The organism is Devosia sp. P1_H9 (assembly GCF_056405135.1).
In genome coordinates this window covers 312,909-335,659 of record NZ_JBFUCQ010000006.1, presented here as the reverse complement: position 1 = coordinate 335,659, position 22,751 = coordinate 312,909, and the positions used below count along the sequence as shown (strand labels likewise).

The 22,751-nt window shown below is 66.4% G+C and carries 23 protein-coding genes; 9 read left to right on the top strand and 14 right to left on the bottom strand.

All coding sequences use genetic code 11. The annotated features are described in order from the left end of the window. Window positions 1–65: 65 nt before the first annotated feature. Together AC1DYL_RS14125 and AC1DYL_RS14120 are read right to left on the bottom strand one after the other, a co-directional pair. Window positions 66–449 carry a hypothetical protein gene (locus AC1DYL_RS14125; protein ID WP_477173631.1) on the bottom strand — a complete coding sequence of 128 codons (384 nt, stop codon included), beginning with the start codon at window positions 447–449 and terminating at the stop codon, window positions 66–68. A gap of 92 nt (window positions 450–541) precedes the next feature. Further along, a complete protein-coding gene (locus AC1DYL_RS14120; RefSeq protein ID WP_477173630.1) occupies window positions 542–2,041 on the bottom strand; it encodes an FAD-dependent monooxygenase in 1,500 nt (499 codons plus the stop codon). Between the two features lie 327 nt (window positions 2,042–2,368). Here AC1DYL_RS14120 and AC1DYL_RS14115 point away from each other — a divergent pair, with 327 nt between their 5' ends. The 5 genes from AC1DYL_RS14115 to AC1DYL_RS14095 all read left to right on the top strand — a co-directional run bounded on the left by AC1DYL_RS14115 (window position 2,369) and on the right by AC1DYL_RS14095 (window position 8,005). Continuing rightward, on the top strand, window positions 2,369–3,013 hold the full coding sequence (locus tag AC1DYL_RS14115; RefSeq protein ID WP_477173629.1) for a 2'-5' RNA ligase family protein: 645 nt from the start codon (window positions 2,369–2,371) through the stop codon (window positions 3,011–3,013). A 245-nt stretch (window positions 3,014–3,258) separates the two neighbouring features. Beyond that, window positions 3,259–4,647, top strand: a complete 1,389-nt coding sequence (gene radA / locus AC1DYL_RS14110) for a DNA repair protein RadA (protein WP_477157860.1) — start codon at window positions 3,259–3,261, stop codon at window positions 4,645–4,647. A 124-nt stretch (window positions 4,648–4,771) separates the two neighbouring features. Further along, the gene (locus tag AC1DYL_RS14105; protein ID WP_477151354.1) at window positions 4,772–5,422 is read left to right on the top strand and encodes a CvpA family protein; all 651 of its coding nucleotides are present in this window, start codon (window positions 4,772–4,774) and stop codon (window positions 5,420–5,422) included. Window positions 5,423–5,513: 91 nt separating this feature from the next. Continuing rightward, window positions 5,514–7,004, top strand: a complete 1,491-nt coding sequence (gene purF, locus AC1DYL_RS14100) for an amidophosphoribosyltransferase (protein WP_477151355.1) — start codon at window positions 5,514–5,516, stop codon at window positions 7,002–7,004. 266 nt (window positions 7,005–7,270) lie between these two features. After that, entirely contained in the window at window positions 7,271–8,005 is a 735-nt protein-coding gene (locus tag AC1DYL_RS14095) for an SDR family NAD(P)-dependent oxidoreductase (protein ID WP_477151356.1), read from the top strand. Here AC1DYL_RS14095 and AC1DYL_RS14090 read toward each other — a convergent pair. From AC1DYL_RS14090 to AC1DYL_RS14080, 3 genes are all read right to left on the bottom strand, one after another. Continuing rightward, window positions 8,002–9,264, bottom strand: coding sequence for a hemolysin family protein (locus AC1DYL_RS14090; protein WP_477173749.1), 1,263 nt, complete (start codon window positions 9,262–9,264; stop codon window positions 8,002–8,004). The two genes, AC1DYL_RS14095 and AC1DYL_RS14090, sit on opposite strands and share 4 nt — an antisense overlap. 164 nt (window positions 9,265–9,428) lie before the next feature. Further along, complete coding sequence (gene der / locus AC1DYL_RS14085) at window positions 9,429–10,862, bottom strand: ribosome biogenesis GTPase Der (protein ID WP_477173628.1); 1,434 nt, start codon at window positions 10,860–10,862, stop codon at window positions 9,429–9,431. A gap of 33 nt (window positions 10,863–10,895) precedes the next feature. Then, entirely contained in the window at window positions 10,896–11,780 is an 885-nt protein-coding gene (locus AC1DYL_RS14080) for a tetratricopeptide repeat protein (protein ID WP_477151359.1), read from the bottom strand. A 191-nt stretch (window positions 11,781–11,971) separates the two neighbouring features. Between AC1DYL_RS14080 and AC1DYL_RS14075 the strand changes: the two genes are divergently transcribed. Continuing rightward, window positions 11,972–12,391 carry a L,D-transpeptidase gene (locus AC1DYL_RS14075; protein ID WP_477173627.1) on the top strand — a complete coding sequence of 140 codons (420 nt, stop codon included), beginning with the start codon at window positions 11,972–11,974 and terminating at the stop codon, window positions 12,389–12,391. On the opposite strand, the gene AC1DYL_RS14070 is transcribed toward AC1DYL_RS14075, so the two are convergent. The 5 genes from AC1DYL_RS14070 to AC1DYL_RS14050 form a co-directional block, all read right to left on the bottom strand. Beyond that, window positions 12,388–12,753, bottom strand: a complete 366-nt coding sequence (locus AC1DYL_RS14070) for a YbaN family protein (protein WP_477173748.1) — start codon at window positions 12,751–12,753, stop codon at window positions 12,388–12,390. The two genes, AC1DYL_RS14075 and AC1DYL_RS14070, sit on opposite strands and share 4 nt — an antisense overlap. A gap of 93 nt (window positions 12,754–12,846) precedes the next feature. Continuing rightward, entirely contained in the window at window positions 12,847–13,245 is a 399-nt protein-coding gene (locus AC1DYL_RS14065) for a RidA family protein (RefSeq protein WP_477173626.1), read from the bottom strand. A gap of 124 nt (window positions 13,246–13,369) precedes the next feature. Next, complete coding sequence (gene guaA, locus AC1DYL_RS14060; protein ID WP_477173625.1) at window positions 13,370–14,938, bottom strand: glutamine-hydrolyzing GMP synthase; 1,569 nt, start codon at window positions 14,936–14,938, stop codon at window positions 13,370–13,372. Between the two features lie 70 nt (window positions 14,939–15,008). After that, entirely contained in the window at window positions 15,009–15,713 is a 705-nt protein-coding gene (locus tag AC1DYL_RS14055) for a Crp/Fnr family transcriptional regulator (protein ID WP_477173624.1), read from the bottom strand. Continuing rightward, window positions 15,710–16,111: a Crp/Fnr family transcriptional regulator gene (locus tag AC1DYL_RS14050; RefSeq protein ID WP_477173623.1), complete on the bottom strand. Its 402-nt coding sequence runs from the start codon at window positions 16,109–16,111 to the stop codon at window positions 15,710–15,712. The genes AC1DYL_RS14055 and AC1DYL_RS14050 overlap by 4 nt, the downstream gene beginning before the upstream one ends. Between AC1DYL_RS14050 and AC1DYL_RS14045 the strand changes: the two genes are divergently transcribed. Continuing rightward, window positions 16,098–16,286, top strand: a complete 189-nt coding sequence (locus AC1DYL_RS14045) for a SpoIIE family protein phosphatase (protein WP_477173622.1) — start codon at window positions 16,098–16,100, stop codon at window positions 16,284–16,286. The two genes, AC1DYL_RS14050 and AC1DYL_RS14045, sit on opposite strands and share 14 nt — an antisense overlap. Here AC1DYL_RS14045 and AC1DYL_RS14040 read toward each other — a convergent pair. After that, on the bottom strand, window positions 16,255–17,445 hold the full coding sequence (locus tag AC1DYL_RS14040) for a glycosyltransferase family 4 protein (protein WP_477173621.1): 1,191 nt from the start codon (window positions 17,443–17,445) through the stop codon (window positions 16,255–16,257). The genes AC1DYL_RS14045 and AC1DYL_RS14040 overlap by 32 nt on opposite strands. Window positions 17,446–17,651: 206 nt before the next feature. Between AC1DYL_RS14040 and AC1DYL_RS14035 the strand changes: the two genes are divergently transcribed. Both AC1DYL_RS14035 and AC1DYL_RS14030 read left to right on the top strand, forming a co-directional pair. After that, the gene (locus tag AC1DYL_RS14035) at window positions 17,652–18,878 is read left to right on the top strand and encodes an acyltransferase family protein (RefSeq protein ID WP_477173620.1); all 1,227 of its coding nucleotides are present in this window, start codon (window positions 17,652–17,654) and stop codon (window positions 18,876–18,878) included. 4 nt (window positions 18,879–18,882) lie between these two features. Next, complete coding sequence (locus AC1DYL_RS14030) at window positions 18,883–19,458, top strand: DUF1349 domain-containing protein (protein WP_477173619.1); 576 nt, start codon at window positions 18,883–18,885, stop codon at window positions 19,456–19,458. Between the two features lie 19 nt (window positions 19,459–19,477). On the opposite strand, the gene AC1DYL_RS14025 is transcribed toward AC1DYL_RS14030, so the two are convergent. From AC1DYL_RS14025 to guaB, 3 genes are read right to left on the bottom strand one after another with little or no spacing between them, the layout of a single operon-like run. Next, complete coding sequence (locus AC1DYL_RS14025; RefSeq protein ID WP_477173618.1) at window positions 19,478–19,882, bottom strand: hypothetical protein; 405 nt, start codon at window positions 19,880–19,882, stop codon at window positions 19,478–19,480. 1 nt (window position 19,883) lies between these two features. Then, on the bottom strand, window positions 19,884–21,176 hold the full coding sequence (locus AC1DYL_RS14020) for an RsmB/NOP family class I SAM-dependent RNA methyltransferase (protein WP_477173617.1): 1,293 nt from the start codon (window positions 21,174–21,176) through the stop codon (window positions 19,884–19,886). Continuing rightward, window positions 21,176–22,678, bottom strand: coding sequence for an IMP dehydrogenase (guaB, locus tag AC1DYL_RS14015; RefSeq protein WP_477151372.1), 1,503 nt, complete (start codon window positions 22,676–22,678; stop codon window positions 21,176–21,178). Before guaB ends, AC1DYL_RS14020 begins: the two co-directional genes overlap by 1 nt. Window positions 22,679–22,751 lie beyond the last annotated feature (73 nt).

Below are 22,751 nucleotides of genomic sequence, written 5' to 3'. Positions count from 1 at the left end.
CCTCGTATCGATGGGCACCTTAACGGGTGTCGCTCGTTGCAGACCAAGCGAAAATCCGGGCGGCACTACGCCGAACGCGCAGCGCCCTCGGCCTGATCGGTCTCCACGACGCGAATATCGGCCGCGCGAAGTTTCTCGAGCACCTGCACCTGCCCGATCAACGGCCAGGTGTCGAAGCCCAGCAGTTCCAGCGGTCGCCACAGGGAGACGCCGCCGGCGATGGCGAGGCTCTCGCTCACGACTAGGCGGATATACTCGGGCAGGAACGACATATAGCCGACGGTCGTCGAGAGCAGCACGCAGACGGCCAGCAGCACGAGGCCGATGCGCAAGGCCTCGAACCCCGAGCGACGCAGCATCTTGAGCTGCCACCGGCTCTCCTCGATCTGCTCGTCGCAATATCCCCGGATGGCCAGCCGGACGCTCTCGCCATCCGCGGGGCCAGGCATGGCGAGGGTTACTCTTGGTGGCGGATCGTGCCGGCGGAGGCCGAGATCCTCGACCGACGGGGTAAGTCCAGCCCCGTCGGCGCCTGCTGCATCTAGCCCACGGGCGGGCCGAACCAGGTCGTGAGCGCCTCGGCAAGGCCTTGCCGGCCTCCCTCGCCCACCCAGGCGACGTAGCCATCGGGCCGAACCAGCACGGCGGTGGGAGCGCTGACCGCCCCAACCACCGGCAACTCCCACGACCCCGAGTAACTGGCGTCGACCAGTTGGACCCGATCGGCCCACGGCGTGATGTCCAGGTCGCCGGGCGCGCCGAAGTTCAGGAGTACTGGCCTCGCGCCATGCAGCAGGCTGAACACCCGAAGCGGGCCGCCAAAGGTGACGATATCGAGGTCGGGCATGCGACGGCCGAGCAGCGGATGGCCCTCGCCGAGGTCGTAGTGAACCCCCAGCCCCGTCAGCATTCCGGCGAAGCGCAGCCGCGGCTCCTCCATGCCGAGCAGGTCGGCCATGGTGTCACGCACCGCCTTCGTCCGATCGTCCTCACGGCGCAGCGCGACCGAGGCCATGGTGTGCTGCAGCACGCGTGCACCCACCGGGTGACGTTCGGCGTGATAGGTGTCGAGCAGGGTTTCGGGCGAGGTCGCCTTGATTACCTGGGCCAGCTTCCATCCGAGATTGACCGCATCCTGCACGCCGGTCTGGAGACCCTGTCCACCATCGGGCGGATGAATGTGCGCGGCATCGCCCGCGACCAATACCCGTCCCTTCCGGTAGGAAGCGGCCTGCCGGGCCGCATCGGTGAACCGGCTGATCGAGGTGGGACTGTGGATCCCGTAGTCGGTGCCATAGACGGTGATGAGCGCCTCCTTGAGATCGCCCAGGGTGGGCTCACCCGCCTCTCCCAGCTGCCGCTCTGTCACCATGACGCCGACCGGCCCTTCATCCGCATAGACGATCTTTCCATCGCGGATCTGGTAGTCCACCCGGCCGATGGAGTGGAGGCCGATGGCATCGCGGCGGATGCCCCATTCTGGCGGCAGCTCGGCAAGCTCGGCCTGCGCGATCAGATTGCTGACGGTGGGATCCGATCCGGGGAATTCGATGCCCGCCGCCTTGCGCACGAGACTGCGCCCACCGTCGCAGCCCACAAGATAGTCCGCTCGCAGCGACCGGCCATCGCTGAGCGCGACGTCCACGCCGGTGTCGTCCTGCGTGCAGCCGGTCACCTCGACGCCGCGATACCTCGTCACCGCCAGCTCGCCGACCCAGCCGCCGAGGATCCGCTCGATGTGCTTCTGCCAGAGCCCGAGGGTGTAGGGGTGGCGTGTCGGGAAGGCACTGATGTCGAGCATGACCCCGGCAAACCCGGTCACCTGCACCTTCTGTCCCTCGGCGAGGAACCGCCCGACAATGCCGCGCTGGTCCAGAACCTCGAGGGTCCGGGCGTGCAGCCCCCCTGCCCGCGAGCCGAGCACATCCTGATCCAGCCGCCGCTCGACAATGGCGACATCGACGCCGGCCAGCGCCAGCTCGCCCGCCAGCATCATCCCCGTCGGACCGCCTCCGGCGATTACCACTGCATGCGGTGTCATCCCTCGCTCCTCTGACTTGGCCAAGGGTTGCGGAACTTACGCATAAGTCGACGATTGCCAATTCTTGAACTGAACTCATTTCACCCCAGATAAGGATTACCGGGCCGGCTGTGTTCGCCCGATGAACTCGCGCATGAGCGAGGCGGCAGATCGGGCGCCACGACGTAAGCCTCCCTCACCAACGAGGGATGACGTCGCGAAAGCGCCGAGGTCGGAAATCCGTGCAGGAGCAGCACGGCGGGCATCAAGGCCTATGTTCCTGTTTTGTTCTTGACTCGCGTTTTGCCTCAATGGTTCCCTGCTTCTCCCTAAACGGAGGACCATGAGATGACCGATCTGCCGCAGCTGTCGATGTTTGCCAGCGAAACCCGGCCGTTCAAATCCATCAAGGTGCCACCGCGGCAGGGCCGCGACCCGGTGTTTTTCGCCGTGCTGGTGGGCGGCAGGCTGCGGCCGGCGCTGCAGGCCATCGTCACCGATCAGCAGCGGCGGCACGGCATCTCGGCCGCGCTGCTGCCGGCGACGACGCTCCACATTTCGCTGGTCGGCGTCGGCTTCTACCAGGAGCTGTCGGGGCCGGATCTCGCGACCGCAATGGCGACCGGCGACTCGATCGGCTTCACGCCGTTCGACATCGCCTTGACCAGATTGATGAGCGTCAAACGCCGCGTCGGCGCGCCACCGATGGCGCTGACGCCCGGATCAGATACGCCACTGGTCGACCTGTCGCGCCTGCTGCGCTGGGGCATGCTTGAGCGCGGCTTCGAGCCCCGCTCGGACCCGAGCGAGGCCTTCCACCTCACCCTCCTTTACGACCGGGTCAGCGCCCCCGAAACGGTGCTCGAAAACCCGCCAACCCTGCGCGTCGAGGGCTTCGCACTGGTGCGGAGCTTCTATGGACAAGGCCGATATGAGGTAATCGGAGAGTGGCCAAGGGCCGACCGCGACACGGCAGCGGTTGCTCGCCCCTGATCACTCCCGATCCCTCGACCGGCACCATGGGCGCCGAACACTCGATGCGGCACCTCCCCCGTGACGGGGAGGATGCGTGGGGTGAGCGGAGCCACGACGCCTAGGTTGAAGGTCGCGACGCCGCTCGACCACTTGCGCATTCGGAAGCCGCGGGCTGTCGGATGTCTCGGCACAGTATCGTTCACTCTTCGTTCTTGCCTTTGCGCCGATACTCCGCTACCTCTCATCGCCTGTCGGGGCATCACATGGCGCGTACCAAAACCTCCTATGTCTGCCAGGCCTGCGGCGCGGCAACCACACGCTGGCAGGGGCGGTGCGAAGCGTGTGGCGAGTGGAACACCATCGTCGAGGAGATCGTCGATTCCGGTGTCGGCGCCGGGCCGAAATCGGCTGTCGCCGGCGGGCGCCCGATCGCGCTGCTGCCGCTGGCCGGTGAAACCGAGACCGCGGCACGCGTCGTCACCGGCATCGGTGAGCTCGACCGGGTCACCGGCGGCGGCTTCGTGATGGGCTCCGCGGTCCTCGTCGGTGGCGACCCGGGCATCGGCAAATCTACTCTGCTGCTGCAGGCCGCCGCGGCGATGGCCGAGCGCGGCCGGCGCGTCGTCTATGTCTCGGGCGAAGAAGCAGTGGCGCAGATCCGGCTCCGCGCGCAGCGGCTGGGGCTAGGCGATCGCGAAGTGCTGCTGGCGTCCGAGACCAATGTCGAGATCATCCTCGCCACGCTGCAGAACGGCCCTGCCCCAGACCTCGTGATCATCGATTCGATCCAGACGCTGTGGACCGACCGGGTCGAGAGCGCGCCCGGCACGGTGACGCAGGTGCGCACCTCGGCGCAGGCGCTGACGCGCTTTGCCAAGAAATCCGGCGCCGCCGTCGTGCTGGTCGGCCATGTCACCAAAGACGGGCAGATCGCCGGTCCGCGCGTCGTCGAGCACCTGGTCGACGCGGTGCTGTATTTCGAGGGCGATGCCAGCCACACTTTCCGCATCCTGCGCGGCATGAAGAATCGCTACGGCGCGACCGACGAGATCGGGGTGTTCGAGATGTCGACGCTCGGTCTGCGCGAAGTCGCCAACCCGTCCGCCCTGTTCCTCGACCAGCGCGACAAGGACGCGGCAGGCTCCGCAGTGTTCGCCGGCATGGAGGGGACGCGCCCGGTGCTGTGCGAAATCCAGGCGCTGGTCTCGCCCTCGCCGCTCGGCACGCCGCGCCGTGCCGTCATCGGCTGGGACTCGTCGCGGCTGTCGATGGTGCTCGCCGTGCTCGAAACGCGCTGCGGTGTGCGGATCGGCGCCAACGATATCTATCTCAACGTCGCGGGTGGGCTGAAGATCAACGAAACCGCGGCTGACCTCGCGGTGGCGGCGGCGCTGATTTCCTCGCTCACCGGCTCGCCGCTGCCCTCGAGCAATGTCTATTTCGGCGAGATCTCGCTGGCCGGCGGCGTGCGGCCGGTGGCGCATGCGGCGCAGCGGCTGCGCGAGGCGCAAAAGCTCGGGTTTCAAGGCGCGGTGACCGGCCGGCTGGGCAAGGGCGACGTGCCCAACGGCATCGCCGTGGGCGAATATGCCGAGCTTGCCGAGCTCATCGGACGCATCGCCGCTCGCGGCCAGAAGCAGGCGGCGGAGTAGCGGTTTGGCCACGCTTCCTGCTTTCCGTGAAGATCGGCTATGCAGCGCTTCCTCGACGCTTGGCTTTGCCACGATTAGCGGTTACACGGGATTTTGAAGCGGGTCGCACGGGCGGATTTTCTACATGTTGACTGCATTTGACGTCGGCATCGGCGTTCTCGTCCTGATCTCGGCGATCCTGGCTACGGCCCGTGGCTTCACGCGGGAAGTGCTGTCGCTCGCCACCTGGGCGGGCTCCGCGGCCATCGCCGCCTATGCCTATTTCAACCACAAGGAAATCGCGCGCGGCTACATCGCTGAGCCGATCGTGGCCGACATCGTGACGGTGCTCGGCACCTTCATCGTGGCGCTGATCATCCTCCATCTCATCACCATGCGGATCGCCGATTTCGTCGTCGACAGCCGCATCGGGCCGCTCGATCGCACGCTGGGCTTCATCTTCGGCGTCGCGCGCGGCGTGCTGATCGCGGTCATCGTGGTGATCTTCGGGCTGTGGCTGATGCCGTCGAACCTGCCATCCTGGGCGGCCGAATCGCGCTCGCTCCCGATCCTCAAGAATTTCGGCGATAGCCTCATCAGCCTGTTGCCGCCCGACCTCGAAAAGCAGGTCACCGATATCCTGCAGCGTGGCGCCGGCGGCGGCACGGGCGATGACACCTCGCCCGACGACGTGCCGACGCCCGATGCGGACGTGCCCAATGAAGAGGGCACGGACCAGCTGGAAAACGACGCGCCGCTCGAGCCGCCCGCCGATGGGGCTGCGACCAACACCTGATGAATTTCGGGTGAGCGCATTGCATATCTGTGACCGGGGCCGCATTTGCGGTCCCGTCTTCTTTGGCCCGCTCTGAACCCGAGGTGCCCACTTGACCCAAAACGCCAAGCCGATCGCGGAATGGGACCATGATACGCTACGCGAGGAGTGCGGCGTGTTCGGCATCCTCGGCCATCCGGAAGCCGCCACGCTTACCGCGCTCGGACTCCATGCCCTGCAGCATCGCGGCCAGGAAGCAGCTGGTATCGTCAGCTTCGACGGCAAGCAGTTCCACTCCGAACGCCAACTGGGCCTCGTCGGCGATCACTTCACCGATCCCGCGACCGTCGGCCGCCTCCCCGGCCACCTTGCCATGGGTCATGTGCGCTACTCGACCACCGGCGAAACGATCCTCCGCAACGTGCAGCCGCTATTCGCCGAACTGGAAGTCGGCGGCATCGCCATCGCCCATAACGGCAACTTCACCAACGGCCTGACGCTGCGCCGCCAGCTGATCGCGCAGGGCGCTATCTGCCAGTCGACCTCGGACACCGAGGTGGTGCTCCACCTCATTGCCCGCTCCAAGAAAGCTGCCTCGTCCGACCGCTTCGTCGATGCGCTGATGCACCTCGAAGGCGCCTTCTCGCTGGTCGCCATGACCCGCACCAAGCTGATCGGCGCTCGCGACGCCAACGGCATCCGCCCGCTGGTCCTCGGCGATCTCGACGGCAAGCCGATCTTTGCGTCCGAGACCTGCGCGCTCGATATCATCGGCGCCAAGTTCGTGCGCGATGTCGAGAACGGCGAGGTGGTGATCTGCGAAATCCAGCCGGATGGCCGCATCACCATCGACTCGGTGAAGCCGTTCGCGCCCAAGCCCGAGCGGATCTGCCTGTTCGAATACGTCTACTTCGCCCGCCCCGATTCCATCGTCGCCGGCCGCCCGGTCTATTCCGCGCGCAAGCGCATGGGCATCAACCTCGCCAAGGAGGCGCCGGTCGAGGCCGACGTGGTGGTGCCGGTGCCCGATGGCGGTACGCCGGCGGCGATCGGCTTTGCGCAGGCGAGCGGCATCCCGTTCGAGCTCGGCATCATCCGCAACCACTATGTGGGCCGCACCTTCATCGAGCCGACGCAGTCGATCCGCGCCTTCGGCGTCAAGCTCAAGCACTCGGCCAACCGCGCCGAGATCGAGGGCAAGCGCGTCGTGCTGATCGACGATTCGATCGTGCGCGGCACCACCTCGGTGAAGATCGTGCAGATGATCCGCGAAGCCGGCGCCAAGGAAGTGCACATCCGCGTCGCCAGCCCGATGATCTTTCACTCCGACTATTACGGCATCGACACGCCGGACCCGGAAAACCTGCTCGCCAACCAGCATCCTGACCTCGAGTCGATGTGCCGGTTCATCGGCGCGGACTCGCTGGCGTTCCTCTCGATCGATGGGCTCTACGACGCGGTCGGCGGGGTGAAGCGCAATCCGCTCAGCCCGCAGTTCACCGACCACCACTTCACCGGCGACTATCCGACCATGCTCACCGACCTCAACGGCCGCAGCAAGAACGACCCCAAGACGCTGTCGCTGATGAAGGAAGCGAGCTGAGGCCTTCTACAAAGCCCATGTGTCTCGTTTGCTGATCCAGTCCTAAGGATCCCCCACCCCTGTCCCCTCCCCGCAAGGGGGAGGGAGACGCCTACACTGACATCGGTGTTTTGGTCTCCCTCCCCCTTGCTGGGAGGGGACAGGGGTGGGGGGCTCTTGCCGCACCGGCTTGACGGGACCATCCACCGCACCGCCGCCGGAAATTCTACTTTCGCCACGACGCCCCTGTGTTTAGAACCGCGCCGAAGCCAACGGAACCCGCACGCATGACCACCAACTCCCTCGCCGGCAAGATCGTCCTCGTCACCGGCGCGTCGCGCGGTATCGGCTATCATGCGGCGCTCGAGGCGGGACGGCGCGGCGCGCACGTGATCGCGGTGGCGCGCACGGTGGGTGGGCTCGAAGAACTCGATGACGAGATCCAGAAGGCCGGCAGCTCGACCACGCTGGTGCCGTTCGACCTCAGCGACGGCGACGGCATCGACCGGCTCGGCCACGCCATCTTCGAGCGCTGGGGGCATCTCGATGGGCTCGTCGCCAATGCCGCAATGCTGGGCGAGTTGCGGCCCGTCGCCCATGTCGAGCCCAAGGCGTTCGACAAGCTGATGGCGCTCAACGTCACCTCCAACTACCGGCTGATCCGCTCGCTCGACCTGCTGCTGCGGCAGTCCGAAGCCGGCCGGGCGGTATTCGTCTCAGCCTCGTCGGCGCGCTCGGCGCGGGCCTTCTGGGGCCCCTATGCCGCGAGCAAGGCGGCGGTCGAAGCGCTGGCCAAGAGCTACGCCGCCGAGATCGGCGGCACCACGCCGGTGCGGGTCAATGTGTTCTATCCCGGCGCCGTGCGCACTGCGATGCGGGCCCAGGCGATGCCGGGCGAAGACCCCGACACGCTGCCGCGCCCCGCGGCGCTGGCGCCCAAGCTGATCGACATGATCGAGCCCGGCTTCACCGAGAACCGCATGCTGTTCGACTGGGAAAAGTCGGAACTGACGGCGCTTTAGGGCAGCCGCGTCACCAGCACCTTGTCGATGCGGCGGCCATCGAGGTCCAGCACCTCGAAGCGCCAGTGGCCGCGCTCGAAGGTTTCACCGACATCCGGCAGGTGATTGAGCTCGGCGAGCACGAACCCCGCCACCGTCTCGAACTTGGCGTCCTTGGGAACCGGCACACCCAGGTGCGCCTGGAACTCGTCGACCTGCATCCAGCCCGAAACGAGGAAAGATCCGTCCTCGCGGGTGACATAGGCCTTCTCATCGCCTTCCTCTTCCTGGAACGCGCCGGTGATCGCCTCGAGGATGTCGCCCGGGGTCACGATGCCTTCGAAATGGCCGTACTCGTCGAACACCAGCGCCATATGCACCAGTGATCCGCGCAGCGCCTTCAGCACGTCGAGGGCGCTCGAGCGATCCATCACCACGGGCGCCTGCTTCACCAGCGTTCGCACATCGAGCGGCGTGGCGGAGAGCACATTCTCGACCAGGTCCTTGCGGACGATCACGCCGACGATCGAGTCCACCGCCCCGTCCTGCACCGGCAACACCGAGTGCCGGGTCGCGCGGAGCTTCTCGATCATCTCCTCCTGCGTCTCGCTGAGGTCGATCAGTTCGACATCGAGGCGCGGCGTCATCAGCCCACGGGCCGAACGATCGGCAAGGCGCATGACGCCCGAAATCATGTGGCGCTCTTCGGTCTCCAGCACGCCCGCATGCTCTGCCTCGGCGATAAGGGTCTTCACCTCTTCGTCGGTGACGCGCTCGTCAGTCTCGCCGCTCTGGCCGATCAGGCTCAGCACCAGCCGGCCGGAAATATCGAGCAGCCAGACCAGCGGGGCGGCGACAGAGGCGATGAAGGCCATGGCCGGCGCAACACGCGCCGCAACGCCCTCGGCATCGCGCAGCGCGATCTGCTTGGGCACCAGCTCGCCGATAATAAGCGACAGGTAGGTGATGATGATGACCACGATGCCGACGCCGAGCGGCGCAGCGATCGAGGGGTTGATACCCGCGCCGATCAGCGTGTCACCCAGCCGCTCGCCCAGCGTTGCGCCGGAGAAGGCGCCCGACAGCACGCCGACCAGCGTAATGCCGATCTGCACCGAGGAGAGGAACTTGCCGGGGTCTTCCTGCAGCTTCAGCGCCACTTTGGCGCCGCCCTTGCCTTCGGCGGCGAGGACTTTGAGGCGCGCCGGGCGGGACGAAACCACCGCCAGTTCGCTCATTGCAAGCAGGCCGTTGACCAGCGTCAGGACGGCGACAATCAGGATTTCGAGGAACAATGTCGTTTCAAAGTTGCGGCCCCGCACTCAGCATCGGGTCGCTTTGGAGGCGGCAGTTATAGCGGGTGGTTGGCGGGGCGCGCAATGCAGGGCGGCAACTGATACAGACGCCCGTTGGAAGGTGTGGCTGGGACCGACACTCCGGGCCGCTACTTATCGCTCTTGTCGAACGGGTTCTTCCCGCCGCGCACCCACAGCCGGATCGGCGTCCCCGGCATGTCGAAGGCGTCGCGCATGCCGTTCACGAGATACCGCTGGTAGGCGTTGGGCAGCGCCTCGGGACGGCTCGCGAACAGGATGAAGCTTGGCGGCCGGATCTTGGCCTGCGTCATGTAGCGCAGCTTCAGGCGGCGGCCGGAGACGGCCGGAGGCGGGTGGCTCTCGGTCATGCCGGCGAGCCAGCGGTTGAGCCGCGCGGTCGAAACGTGGCTGTTCCACTTGGCTTCGATGGCGAAGATCGCCGACATCAGCTTGTCGATGTTGCGGCCCTGCAGGCCCGAAATGGTGACCAGCGGGATGCCCTTCAGCTGCGGCAGGTAGCGCTCGAGCTGCTCGCGCAACTCGCTCAGCGCCTTGTTCTTGTCCTCGATCAAGTCCCACTTGTTGACCGCGATCACCAAGGCGCGGCCTTCGCGCTCCACCAGATCAGCGAGAGTCAGGTCCTGCTTTTCGAACGGGATCTGCGCATCGAGCAGCAGCACCACCACTTCGGCATACTGGATCGAGCGGAGGGAATCGCCCACCGCCAGCTTTTCGAGCTTCTGTTCGATGCGCGCCTTGCGGCGCATGCCGGCGGTATCGACCAGGTTGATGGTGCGCCCATTGTATTCCCACGGCACGAGGATCGAATCGCGGGTGATGCCGGCCTCGGGGCCGGTCAGCAGCCGCTCTTCGCCGACCATGCGGTTGATCAGCGTGGATTTGCCGGCGTTCGGGCGGCCGATAATGGCGACGTTGAGGAATCGCTTGGGGTCCCAACGCTTGGCCGGCCCCTCTTCGGTCGAGCCGTCGTCGGGCGGCAGGTCGACATCGACCTCCGGCATCAGGTCTTCGGACAGCGCGGCGACGCCGGCGGCCTTCTCGGCGGCTGCATCGACAGCCTTCGAGACGATCGCGTGGAGGTCCGAAAGGCCGAGGCCGTGTTCGGCCGACAGCGCCACGGCCTCGCCGAAGCCGAGGTTGTAGGCTTCGAGCAGGCCGGGATCTGCGGCCTTACCCTCGGCCTTGTTGGCGATCAGGTGGACGTCCTTGCTGGCTCGGCGCAGCACTTGTGCAAAACGCTCGTCGAGTGGGGTCACCCCTGCCCGCGCGTCGATCATGAAGAGGATCACGTCGGCATCGCGGATGGCGATCTCGGTCTGCTGGCGCATCCGGTCTTCAAGCGAGCCGTCGGTCTTGTCCTCATAGCCGGCGGTGTCGAGCACTTTGAAGCGCAGGTCGGCGATGCGACCCTCGGCTTCGCGGCGATCGCGGGTCACGCCCGGCGTGTCATCCACGAGTGCGATCTTGCGACCGACCAGCCGATTGAACAGCGTCGACTTGCCGACATTGGGACGGCCGACAATGGCGACGGTAACGGTCAAGCGAGACCCCAGTACAAGTAGGCCGACGCGAACTTAGTTCGCGGGAGCGGCAGGTGCGTCCGCGGCCGGCGCGGGTTCGGTAGCCGGAGCCATGGCGGGTGCCGCTTCCATTGCCGGGGCGGCTTCCATGGCAGGCGCGGTTTCCGGGGCCGGGGCGGTGTCGAGCGCCGGGCCATCGCCGACCGACGTTTCGGCGGGGGCGGCAGCGGCGGGATCGACCACGACAGGCGTTTCGGCAGCGGCCGCATCGGCGACCGGAGCGGCAACGCCCTCGGCGACCAGCTGGGCCAGATAGATGTTCAGGCGGCCGCGCAGTTCCTGGCTGGCCTGCGGATCGCTAACCGCATCCTCGAAGCTCTGGCGGGCCCCGGCGAGATCGCCGGCCTTGTACTTGACGAGGCCGATCGCCTCGCGCGCGGCATTGCGCATCGGGCTGGTGCCGCTGACGAGACCGCCGACGCGCTGCTCGACCTGGGCGACATCGCCGCCGTCGACGAGCAGGTTGGCGGCGAGAACGAGCGCCAGCTCGCGGACGTGGGCGTTGGATTCGCTGGTCGACAGCGCATCATAGGCAGCAACCGCCTCGGCGGTCTTGCCGCCCTGTGCGAGCAACGCGGCCTCGCGGAAGCGCGCCAGCGTCGGATAGCCGCCATGGCCCGCGGCGATCACGTCGTCGAGCGCCTTCTTCGCAGCGGCGGCATCGGTGCCGTCGGCGAGCGTCAGCGCTGCGTAGAACTGATCCGAGGACTTCGACGAGTTCGAGTTCTGCCACCAGCTCCAGCCCTCGTTGACCGCAACGATGAGCACGATGGCCACGGCTGCGCCGATGACGTAGGGGCCGAAATTGCGCCACAGGCTGCGCATGCGATCGCTGCGCAGTTCCTCGTCGATCTCACGGATGATGTTTTCGTTGGACATGTAGCTCAAGCGGAACGGGGGTCGAATTCGGCCGCACCATAGTGAGGCGACCGCGCGAATGCAAACGCCCTGCGCACCTTGCTCCCAGCGGGTCACGAGCGCGTGAGGGCGCACATGCGAGATGCGATCTTAACAGCTCTGCAACCGGCATAAGCCAAGCTTTCGTCAGCGCCAATGCAGAGTATATCAAGATGTTGCGTCATGTTTTACTTCTTGTTGCCTGCCTCGTCGTTGCAACGCCAGTCGCCGCCGCCGACGTTTCCATAGTCATCGATATCTCTGATCAGCATATGCGCGTCTTGGTGGGGGGCGAGCCGACCTACAGTTTCGACGTTTCCACCGGCCGCAAGGGCTATGCCACGCCCAAGGGGAGGTATGGCGTGCAGCGGATGTACAAGAAATACCACTCCAAGAAATACGACTGGGCCCCGATGCCCTACTCGATCTTCTTTCACGGCGGTTATGCCATCCACGGCACCAGCGAGGTCAAGCGCCTCGGCCGCGTCGCCTCGCACGGCTGCGTGCGGCTCTCCACCGAGAATGCCCGCCAGCTCTACCGCCTGGTGCAGGAGCATGGCAGCGGCAATGTGAGTATCCGGGTGAAAGGCTAGTTCGACGGCTCTGGCCTCGACAGCACGTACCACGCGCAGCCGGCGAAAATCGCCAGCACGCACAGGTTCAGCAGCAGGCCAGGCCGCGCGCCGACGAGGAAGGCCGTGTAGCCGAGCACCATGCCGATCGCAGCCAGCACCTTGGCGCGGCGCGGAATAGCGCGCTCGGTCCGCCAGGCGACGATCATCGGGCCAAAGCGCTGGTGCCGAAGCAGCCAGTTCTCGAGCCGAGCCGATGAACGCGCGAAGCAGCCGGCGGCGAGAATGACAAAGATGGTGGTCGGCATCAGCGGCAGGAAAGCGCCGATGATGCCCAGCGCGAGCAGCAGGAAGCCGGCGGCGAGATAGGCGAGGCGCACCATCCGGGAACTATGTACGGACGAGGATGCCGGGGCCGGCCGCAAGCCGGCCTTGTCGATGTCCTCAGGTTCCGGGATCACCCCCACCGGCGTGGCCTACCCATCCACAACCGCGAACGCATCAACCTCGATGAGATAACCGGGAGAAAGGGTGGCGACGCCGACGAGGACGTCGGCGGGCTTGTGATCGCCGAACAGCATCACTCGAGCTGCTTCGATGATCGCCAGATGGCGATCGCGCTCGTAGCCAACGACGTAAATCGTGATCTTTGCCACGTGTTCGGGAAGAGCGCCCGCTGCTGCAAGGGCTCGACCAAGATTGGCGAACACCTGGTGTGCTTGAGCCGCCAGATCACCGGGGCCGACAAGTTTCCCGTCGATGTCTTCCGGTTCCTGACCAGCGACGAATACGAGCCTGGTCCCCCTCGCGACAACGACTTGAGTGTAGGTCGTCGGGGTCGGCAGATCGGGCGGATTGATACACTCCAGCGTCATCTTCGCAGCCCTGCTTTGCCGTTCCGCTGTCCGGGTCCATCGGGAATCGAAGGCCGTTCCAGCATTGTTGACTACAATGGCTGCCTGACCGGTTCCCTGGCTACCCTATTGTACTCCGCGCCACTCACTCCCACTCGATCGTGCCGGGCGGCTTCGACGTCACGTCGTAGACCACCCGGTTGATGCCACGCACCTCGTTGATGATGCGGGTGGCGGCGCGGCCGAGGAAGTTCATGTCATAGGGGAAGAAATCGGCGGTCATGCCGTCGACCGAGGTCACGGCGCGGAGCGCGCAGACGAACTCGTAGGTGCGGCCATCGCCCATCACGCCGACGGTCTGCACCGGCAACAGCACGGCGAAGGCCTGCCAGATCTTGTCGTAGAGCCCGGCCTTTCTGATCTCGTCGAGATAGATGGCGTCGGCGCGGCGGAGGATGTCGAGCTTCTCGCGCGTCACCCCGCCCGGCAGGCGGATGGCAAGGCCGGGGCCAGGGAACGGATGGCGGCCGACGAAGCGGTCCGGCAGGCCGAGCTCGCGGCCCAGCGCCCGGACCTCGTCCTTGAACAGCTCGCGCAGCGGCTCCACCAGTTGCATGTTCATGCGCGCCGGCAGGCCACCGACATTGTGGTGCGACTTGATGGTGACCGAGGGGCCGCCCGAGAAGCTGACGCTCTCGATCACGTCCGGGTAGAGCGTGCCCTGCGCCAGGAACTGCGCGCCACCGATGCGCTTGGCCTCTTCCTCGAACACCTCGATGAACAGGCGCCCGATGGTCTTGCGCTTGGTCTCGGGATCCGCCTCGCCCTCGAGCGCGCCGATGAATTTGTCAGCGGCATCAACATGCACGAGCGGAATGTTGTAGTGATCGCGGAACATCGAGACGACTTCGTCGGCCTCGTTCATCCGCATCAGGCCGTGGTCGACGAACACGCAGGTGAGCTGCTCGCCGATCGCCTCGTGGATCAGGATCGCCGCCACCGAGCTATCGACGCCGCCCGACAGCGCGCAGATCACCCTGCCCTTGCCGACCTGGGCGCGGATCTTGTCGACGGCGCGCTGGCGATAGGCCGACATGGTCCAGTCGGACTTCAGGCCCACGATGTTGTGCACGAAGTTGGCGAGGAGTTTGCCGCCATCCGGCGTGTGCACCACCTCGGGGTGGAACATCGTGGTGTAGTAGCGCTTGCGCTCATTGACCGCGATGGCGAACGGGGCGTTCTCGGAGGTGCCGACAACGGTAAAGCCCTCGGGTAGCTCGGTGACGCGATCGCCGTGGCTCATCCACACCGGATAGCGCCCGCCGACCTGCCACAGCCCGTCGAACAGCGGGCTCGGCTCCTTGATCTCGACATCGGCCCGGCCGAACTCGCGGGCGTGGCCGCCTTCCACCTTGCCGCCCTGCTGCAGCGCCAGCGTCTGCTGGCCGTAGCAGATGGCGAGGATCGGCACGCCACTGTCGAACACTTCCTGCGGCGCCCGGGGGCTGCCCTCGTCGGTCACCGAGGCGGGACCGCCCGAGAAGATCACGCCCTTGGGCTGCAGCCGGGCGAAGGCCTCGGCGGCGCTCTGGAACGGATGGATCTCGCAGTAGACGCCGGTCTCGCGCAGGCGGCGCGCGATCAGCTGGGTCACCTGGGACCCGAAATCGATGATGAGGATGGACTCGGCGGGGGCGGCGGCGATGTCTGTCATGGGCGGGAAATAAAGCGCGGCCGGGGATTCCGCAAGTCTTGCCCCGGCAAGTCGATATCGGACGTTCGCACTAGGCGGTCTGCCCGACGCCCTCCACGGCGTTGGAGCGCACCAGCTTGCCCGCGAGTTTGCGGTTGAGCGCCGATTCCAGCGTCCGCCGCAGTTGCGGATCCGCCTCGATCGCGGTGTTGAGCCGGGTCTGGTCGAACACCAGGATCCGCGCCGGTTTCGCCACCGTGGCGGTGGCGCTGGCCGGCTTGCCGGAAAGGAAGCTCAGCTCGCCGATGTAGTCGCCGGGCCCGCAGATGGCCACCACCCGGTCGCCATGCTCGATCTTGACGATGCCCTCGGCCAGGTACATCAGCCGCTGCACCGGCTCGCCCTCGGTGGTGAGAACCGCGCCGGCCTCATATCGCTCGAGGTCCGACAGATCGAGCAGCCGCTTGATGGCACTGCGGTCGACGCCTTCGGGCATGTTCTCGGCGAAGTGCTGCTCTTCCTCGGCGAAGCGGTGGTGGTACTCGTAGTACCAGATGATCAGGAGCTGCCCGATGTTGACGAGCACGAAGATCGTCTCCCACAGCACGCTGACCGGGTCGAACACGAAGAAGGCGCGATAGACGATCTTGGCGACGCCGGAGGCGACCGCGAGGATACGCAGCGCCACCATCCGCCGCATCAGCATGGAGATGATCAGCAGGAAATAGGTGAAGTGGCCGAACAATATCACCGGGTTGGAAAGGCCCCGCAGCAGTTCGTCCAGCATGGTCGTCATCTCGTGCAATCCCGAAAAGGCAGGGCCGTAAGAAGGCTATCGTCAGGCGGCGGGCATGGCTTGGTGGCTTGGCGAAGCCGTTCGACGAGCACCCGCATCACGCTCAGGCCGAAGTAAGGCGCTTCGCCGACCATGAACAGGAATTGCTTCTCGCTGATCGAAACGACGACGCAGTCGGTCTCCGCGATCACCGTGGCGCTCCTCGGCCCGGCATCGATCAGCGCCATTTCGCCGAAGATCTCGCCCTCCCCCCAAGGACGCTGAGCGTTCGATTGCCCAGCCGCACCGCGATCTTGCCGGTGCGCACCATGTAGAACGCGGCCGGCCGGTGCGGCGAGGGCTGCGCTAAGTCCCGGCAACACGCTGGTCCTGTTCACCGACGGGGTGACGGAAGCCATGAACCCGGATGTCGAAGAGTTCGGCAACGCCCGCCTCGAAGCGCTGCTCGACGAGTACGGCCACTTGCCCACTGCCGAGCTGACCGCGCGCTTCTTCGCCGACGTCGATGCATTCGCAGCCGGGGCCGAGCAGGCCGACGACATCACCTGCCTGACGATGCGCCTCGCATCGTGACGGCTGAGTACACTTCGGCCGATCTGCGCGCCATGACGCTGCGGTCGAACTGGGCGCGGCCGAACTCCGCGGCGTTGACCGACATCTGCTGCAGCGCGCCCGCATCGGAAAGCTCCAGGATGATCTCGGCCAGCTTGTCGGCGTCGTCGAAAGGGACCAACCGTCCGTTCCAGCCGTCGCGGATCTGATCGAGCGCTCCGCCACTGGGTGTACGGATCGGCACGGCGCCGCAGCACATGGCCTCGGCCACGACGAGGGCAAAGCCCTCGACGCGGCTTGGCAGCAGGAACAGGTCTGAGGCCCAGTAGACCTGGCGCAAGTCGGTGACAAAGCCGAGGAAGCTGAACAGTTCGGTGTCGGCCTGCGACTGGTGGGCGACGTCGCGTATCTCCTCCTCCTGGTAGCCGCCGCCAACGATCAGGCACCGCAACTCGCGCTCGGCTAGGGCCTGCCGGACCTGCCGCAGCGCGTCGATGACGAGATCGTGGCCCTTGTTCCAGCTCAGCCGTCCGACGATGGAACAAGCCAGCGCCTGATCGCTGCACCTGAGGGCTCGGCGCGCAGCCTGCCGTTCCTCGAGGGTCGGCGGGCGAAAATGGTCGACGTCGACGCCCGCGAGGATCTTCGAAACGCGCTCAGCAGGGACGCCGCAGGCGTCGATCAGAAAGCGCTCGATTTCAGTGGAGAGGGCAAGGAACCGGGCCGGCGGAAGCAGGCGCAGCACCGACCGGTAGCGGCGGGGATTTGCGAACTGGCTCCGTTGAGCATCCTGCGCGCCACGGGCTATGTGGACCGAAGGGTGAAAGGTCGCGACGACCGGGAGCTCCGCCAGCCAGCCCAACGCTCGCGCGATCAGCAGCATCGAGAAGCCGTGTGCGTGCAGAACCTCGACGTCGTACTTCTTAAGCTCGCGCAACAGGGTTCGCAGGCGTCCCGGAGCCGGCACCCTCATGTTGCCGCGCTCGCAGACGATCCAGGCCGCCGCGATCTCGTTCAACCGATCGAACCGCAACTTCGAGGACTCGTCGTACTGCACGGGGCCGGAAATAATGACCACGCGCCACCCATTGTCGCGCAGTCCATCGATCAGCGCCTCGCAATGCGATGCAACGCCGTCATCGCAGGTCACGCCCGCCAGGAGAAATGCTGCTGTCCTCATGTTTTCCACGAGCCCGACGCATACTGTTCACCGCGGCTCATTGGCGTCAACGCCAGCGCGGCACCGTCGAAATGCAGGCGGCCGACGCCGCACTGACCGCTGGAGGAGCCGATGGGGCTTGCGCGGCCCGGACTGGCAGTGGCAAATGTAATCGATTGCAGCGTCATCCGCACAGCAGATGCGGAGCTGCGGTATGAGGGGAACCGATGACTGACAACCGCCTGAATGGTGCCGATTTCGTGCGCGCCGCCGCCTGCCTCACCGTGCTGTTCCACCATCTGGCGCAGCGCATGAGCTGGAACGACAATCTTGGCGCCGTCGAGTGGTTTCGCGTGTTCGCGTGGATCGGCACGTTTGGCGTGGCGATGTTCTTCGTGCTCTCGGGGTTCCTCCTGGCGCGGCCGTTCTGGCAGGCGCTGGATCGTGGCGCGGCCGCCCCCTCGCTCGCCACCTACGCGATGCGCCGCGCTGCCCGCATCCTTCCCGGCTTCTGGCTGGCATTGCTCGTCACCTTCGTGCTGTCGATCACCGTGTTCGGCGCCAAGCTGGATGGGCAACTGGTGCTGCGGCTGTTCGCCGGCATCTTCACCGTCGCCGATTGGCACTGGGTGACGCTGTTCCCGGTCGAGGTGAACGGCCCGCTCTGGTCGATCAGCTTCGAGGTGACCTCATACGTATTGCTGCCGCTTGGCTTCGCCCTGCTGTTCCTCGCCGGCCGCTGGGTGGGCAAAGGCTGGCGATCGCGGTTGCTGTGGGTGGGGGTGATCGGGCTGGCGCTGGTCGCACATTGGCTGTTCACCCGATACTACCGCGTCGACATGCACCAGCGCGGCTGGGATTTCGGCCTGATCGGCGGCGCCAAGACCTGGATGCCGCGCTTCAATCCCTTTGCCTTCTTCGCCATGTTCGCCATCGGCGCCCTGGCCGCGGGGCTGCAGGTGCGCTGGGCGCAGTACCGCAACATGCTGTTCGACGCCGTCGCGATCGCGGCGATCGGCTGGTCGCTCTACCTCATCGCTGTGCAGACGACGGCCGAGACCCCCGACGGTTGGGGCTGGCTCGGGGTACCCTACGGCTTCCCGTGGTTCGTGCTGGCGATCGGGCTGTTCCTCTCGGCTGCCCCGTCCAGCGTCTTCGTCGGCAGCATCCTCGACAACCCTGTCACTCGCTACGTGGCGCGCATCTCGTTCGGCATCTACATCTGGCACTATCCGGTGCTCGAGCTGGTGCGGGTCTACTGGGATCCGCTGATCGATCACGGCAAGGCAAGCGACCCGACGCGCTTCGTCGTCACCTGCGCCATCATCACGGTGATCACTTTCACCGTGGCGCACCTCTCCTATCATCTAGTGGAAAACCCGATGATCCGCTGGGCGCGCGGCAAGGAGCGGCGTGGCGCCGCCTCCCCCACGCTTTCTCCGGCGGCAGGTTGATCCGATGAAGGCCGGCAAGAGCTTCTGGCGCAACCAGCCGCCCTTCTACGAGGAGCGCGGCGACACGCTACTGGTCCGGACCGGCAAGGACACCGACTACTGGAACAACACCTTCTACGGCTTCAAGCATGAGAACGGACACTTCCGCGCCACCGAAGTCAGCGGCGATTTCAGCTTCGAGCTGACGTTCTCGGCCAACTACCAGCGCCTCTACGATCAGGCCGGGGCCATGCTGTTGGTCGATGGCGAGAACTGGCTCAAGTGCGGCGTCGAGTTCACCGACGGGGCGATGCACTTCTCGGTGGTGGTGACGCGCGACGACCAGTCGGATTGGTCGGTGCTGAAGCTCGGAGGGGCAGCCGATGCGTCGGTAACGCTGCGGCTGACGCGCCATGCCGAGGCATTGCGGGTGCAACTGCGCGAGCCCGACGGCAACTGGCAGTTGGTCCGCCTCTGCTACCTCAGCATGGGCGAGACGGTCGAAGTCGGCCCGATGACCTGCTCCCCCACAGGCGAAGGGCTAGAGGTCAGCTTCACCCGGCTGGCGCTGGGGGAAGCGATTTCGCGGGAATTGCACTAGGGGGGCGGGGCGTGAAGCCTCACTCCGTGATCGTGCAATCCGCAGCAATATCCAGCGGGAACTTGCCGCCCTGCCCTTCGGCATCGGCATAGACGATGTCGACGGTTTGCTCGTCGGCGGACCACAGCGGATGGGCGTTGAGCAGCACGGCGTGGGTCTGGGTCAGGCTGAAATGGCACCCCCGGCGCGACTTGCTGCCATCCGGCGCCGTGGTTTCGGCGATGACGCGCCGCTCGCATGCCGTCTCGCCGCACTGCTCGCCGATATCCAGCGCGATACGACCCGACGGCGAGACGAAGTGGTGCCTGGCGCTGATGCCCGGAATGGCGAACCAGATCACCGCCCCGACGATCAGCAGGAATGCGATCGAGCCGACGATCACGACGGCGACCAATGGCACGCCGCTGTCTTCATCCCGCGCCATCTCAGCCCCGCTGCATCGCGATAACGTAGAACCCGTCGGTGCCGGTAAGGTGCGGGGTCAGCGCCACGCCACCCTCCGGCGAGAACCGAGCGCGCAGCTTCGAGCCGGAGAAATGGCTCATCCACTGCTTGTTGCCGGCGATCGCCTTGAAGTCCGGGTTGGCCTCGAGGAAAGCCGTCGCCTGCAGGGCGTTCTCGGCCGGCAGCACCGAGCAGGTGATGTAGACGAGCGTGCCGCCCAACTTCACGTACTTCGCCGCCTCGATGAGGATGGCGCGCTGCTCTTCGACGCGCACCGCCACCTGCTCTGGCGTCAGCTTCCATTTCGCCGTCGGCTGGCGCCGCCAGGTGCCCGAGCCGGTACACGGCGCATCGACGACGACGCGATCGAGCTTGCCCACGAGATCGTCGAGCACGCCCTCGCCCGGCGCGCGGACCTGCACGTTGCGGGCGCCGGCGCGCTTCAGGCGGTCGTAGATCGGGGCGAGCCGGGTCCGGTCGCTGTCATAGGCGAAGATCTGGCCGCGGTTCTGCATCGCGGCGGCCATGGCGAGGGTCTTGCCCCCTGCCCCGGCGCAGAGGTCGAGCACCTGCTCGCCACCGCGCGCGCCGGCCAGCGCCGCGACGATCTGGCTGCCGAAGTCCTGCACCTCGAACCAGCCCTTGATATAGCCTTCCTCGCTCTGCACGTTCGGCGTGCGGCTGTCGCGCTCGCCGGCCGGAAAGCGGATGCCGTCGGGGATGATCACCGTCGCATCCGGCGCGAACCGCCCCAGCGCCCGCAGCGCCTTGTCGCGATTGGCCTTGAGCGTGTTGACGCGCAGGTCGAGCGGCGGCCGGCCGGCGAGGTCATGCGCCTCGGTCACCCAGTCCTCGCCAAAACTCTCGGCGAGGTGCGGCGCCACCCATTCCGGCACATCGCCGCGCAGATGGTCCGGCGCGCCCGCCAGCGGATCTGCCGCTGTGAGCTTCGCTGCCTCATCCGCATCGATCGGGGCTGGCGCGAACCGATCACCGCCGAAGCTCTGGTTCAGCTCCTCGATGTTCTCGCCCCACTCGCGCACCACCACGCTCAGCACCAGGGCGCGCGGCACGTCCGAGCCCATAGCCCAGGCGTGCGAACTCTTCCGGCGCAGCGCGTCGTAGACCAGGTTGCCGATGGCGGCGCGGTCGCCCGCGCCGGCAAAGCGGTTGTTGAGCCCCCAGGCCTTCAGCGCCTCGGCGACCGGGCGCTTGTGCGCGTCGATATCGGCGAGCACATCGATGGCGGCAGCGATCCGGCCGGGCAGCCGCATCAGTTGCCGCCGCGGTAGTTCGGGCTCTCGCGAGTGATCGAGACGTCGTGCACGTGGCTCTCGTTGAGCCCGGCGCCCGAGATCTTCACGAACACCGAGTTCTCGCGGAAATCCTGCAGCGTCGGCGCACCAGTGTAGCCCATCGCCGCCCGCAGGCCGCCCGCCAGCTGGTGCAGCACGTTGCCGGCAGCGCCCTTATACGGCACCTGGCCCTCGATGCCCTCGGGCACCAGCTTCAGGCTGTCCTGCACTTCCTGCTGGAAGTAGCGGTCGGCCGAACCGCGGGCCATGGCGCCCACCGAGCCCATGCCGCGATACGACTTATAGGAGCGGCCCTGGTAGAGGTAGACCTCGCCCGGGCTCTCGTCGGTACCGGCCAGCAGCGAACCCACCATCGCGCAAGAAGCACCACCGGCCAATGCCTTGGCCAGATCGCCTGAGAACTTGATTCCACCATCGGCGATCACCGGGATGCCGTGCTTGTCGCCTTCCTCGGCGCAGGCCATGACAGCCGCTAGCTGCGGCACGCCGACGCCCGCGACGATGCGGGTGGTGCAGATCGAACCCGGCCCGATGCCGACCTTCACCGAATCCGCACCCGCTTCGATCAGCGCGCGAGTGGCCTCCGCGGTGGCGACGTTGCCGGCGACGATGCGGGTCGAATTGCTCTCGCGCTTCACCCGCTCCACCGACTTCAGAACGCCCGACGAATGGCCGTGCGCCGTGTCGATCACCAGCAGGTCGACGCCCGCATCGATCAGTGCCAGCGAGCGCTCGAAGCCTGCATCGCCGACACCGGTCGCCGCGGCGACGCGAAGCCGCCCCTGCGCATCCTTCACCGCGTGCGGGTTGAGCTGTGCCTTCTCGATGTCCTTGACCGTGATCAGCCCGACGCAGCGGCCCTCGTCATCGACCACCAGCAGCTTTTCGATGCGATGGGCGTGCAACAGGCGCTTGGCCTCGTCCTTGCTCACCCCGTCGCGGACGGTGACAAGGTTTTCGTGCGTCATCAGTTCGGCGATGCGCTGGCGCGGGTTGGTGGCGAAGCGCACGTCGCGGTTGGTGAGGATGCCGACCAGCTTGCCGATCTTCCGGCCGCCCGCGCCGCCATTCTCCACCACGGGAATGCCGGAGATGTGGTTGGCCTCCATCAGCGCCAGCGCGTCGGCCAGCGTCGCGTCGGGGCCGATGGTGATGGGGTTCACCACCATGCCGCTTTCGAAGCTCTTCACCGCGCGGACGTGTTCGGCCTGCACCAGGATGTCGAGGTTCTTGTGGATCACGCCCATGCCGCCGGCCTGCGCCATGGCGATCGCCATGCGGCTCTCGGTCACCGTGTCCATGGCGGACGACAGGATCGGGATGTTGAGGAAGATGTCCTTGGTCACCCGCGTGCGGATGTCGACATCGGTCGGCAGCACGTCGGAGCGCGCAGGCTGCAGCAGCACGTCGTCGAACGTCAGTGCGCTATCGCCAGTGATGGAAGTAATGATCTTCGCCAAGGGTCGGGCCCTTCCCTTCTGAGCATCAGAAAAACGGAAGCCCGCAGTGGGAACGACTCGACGTCCGGCTGCG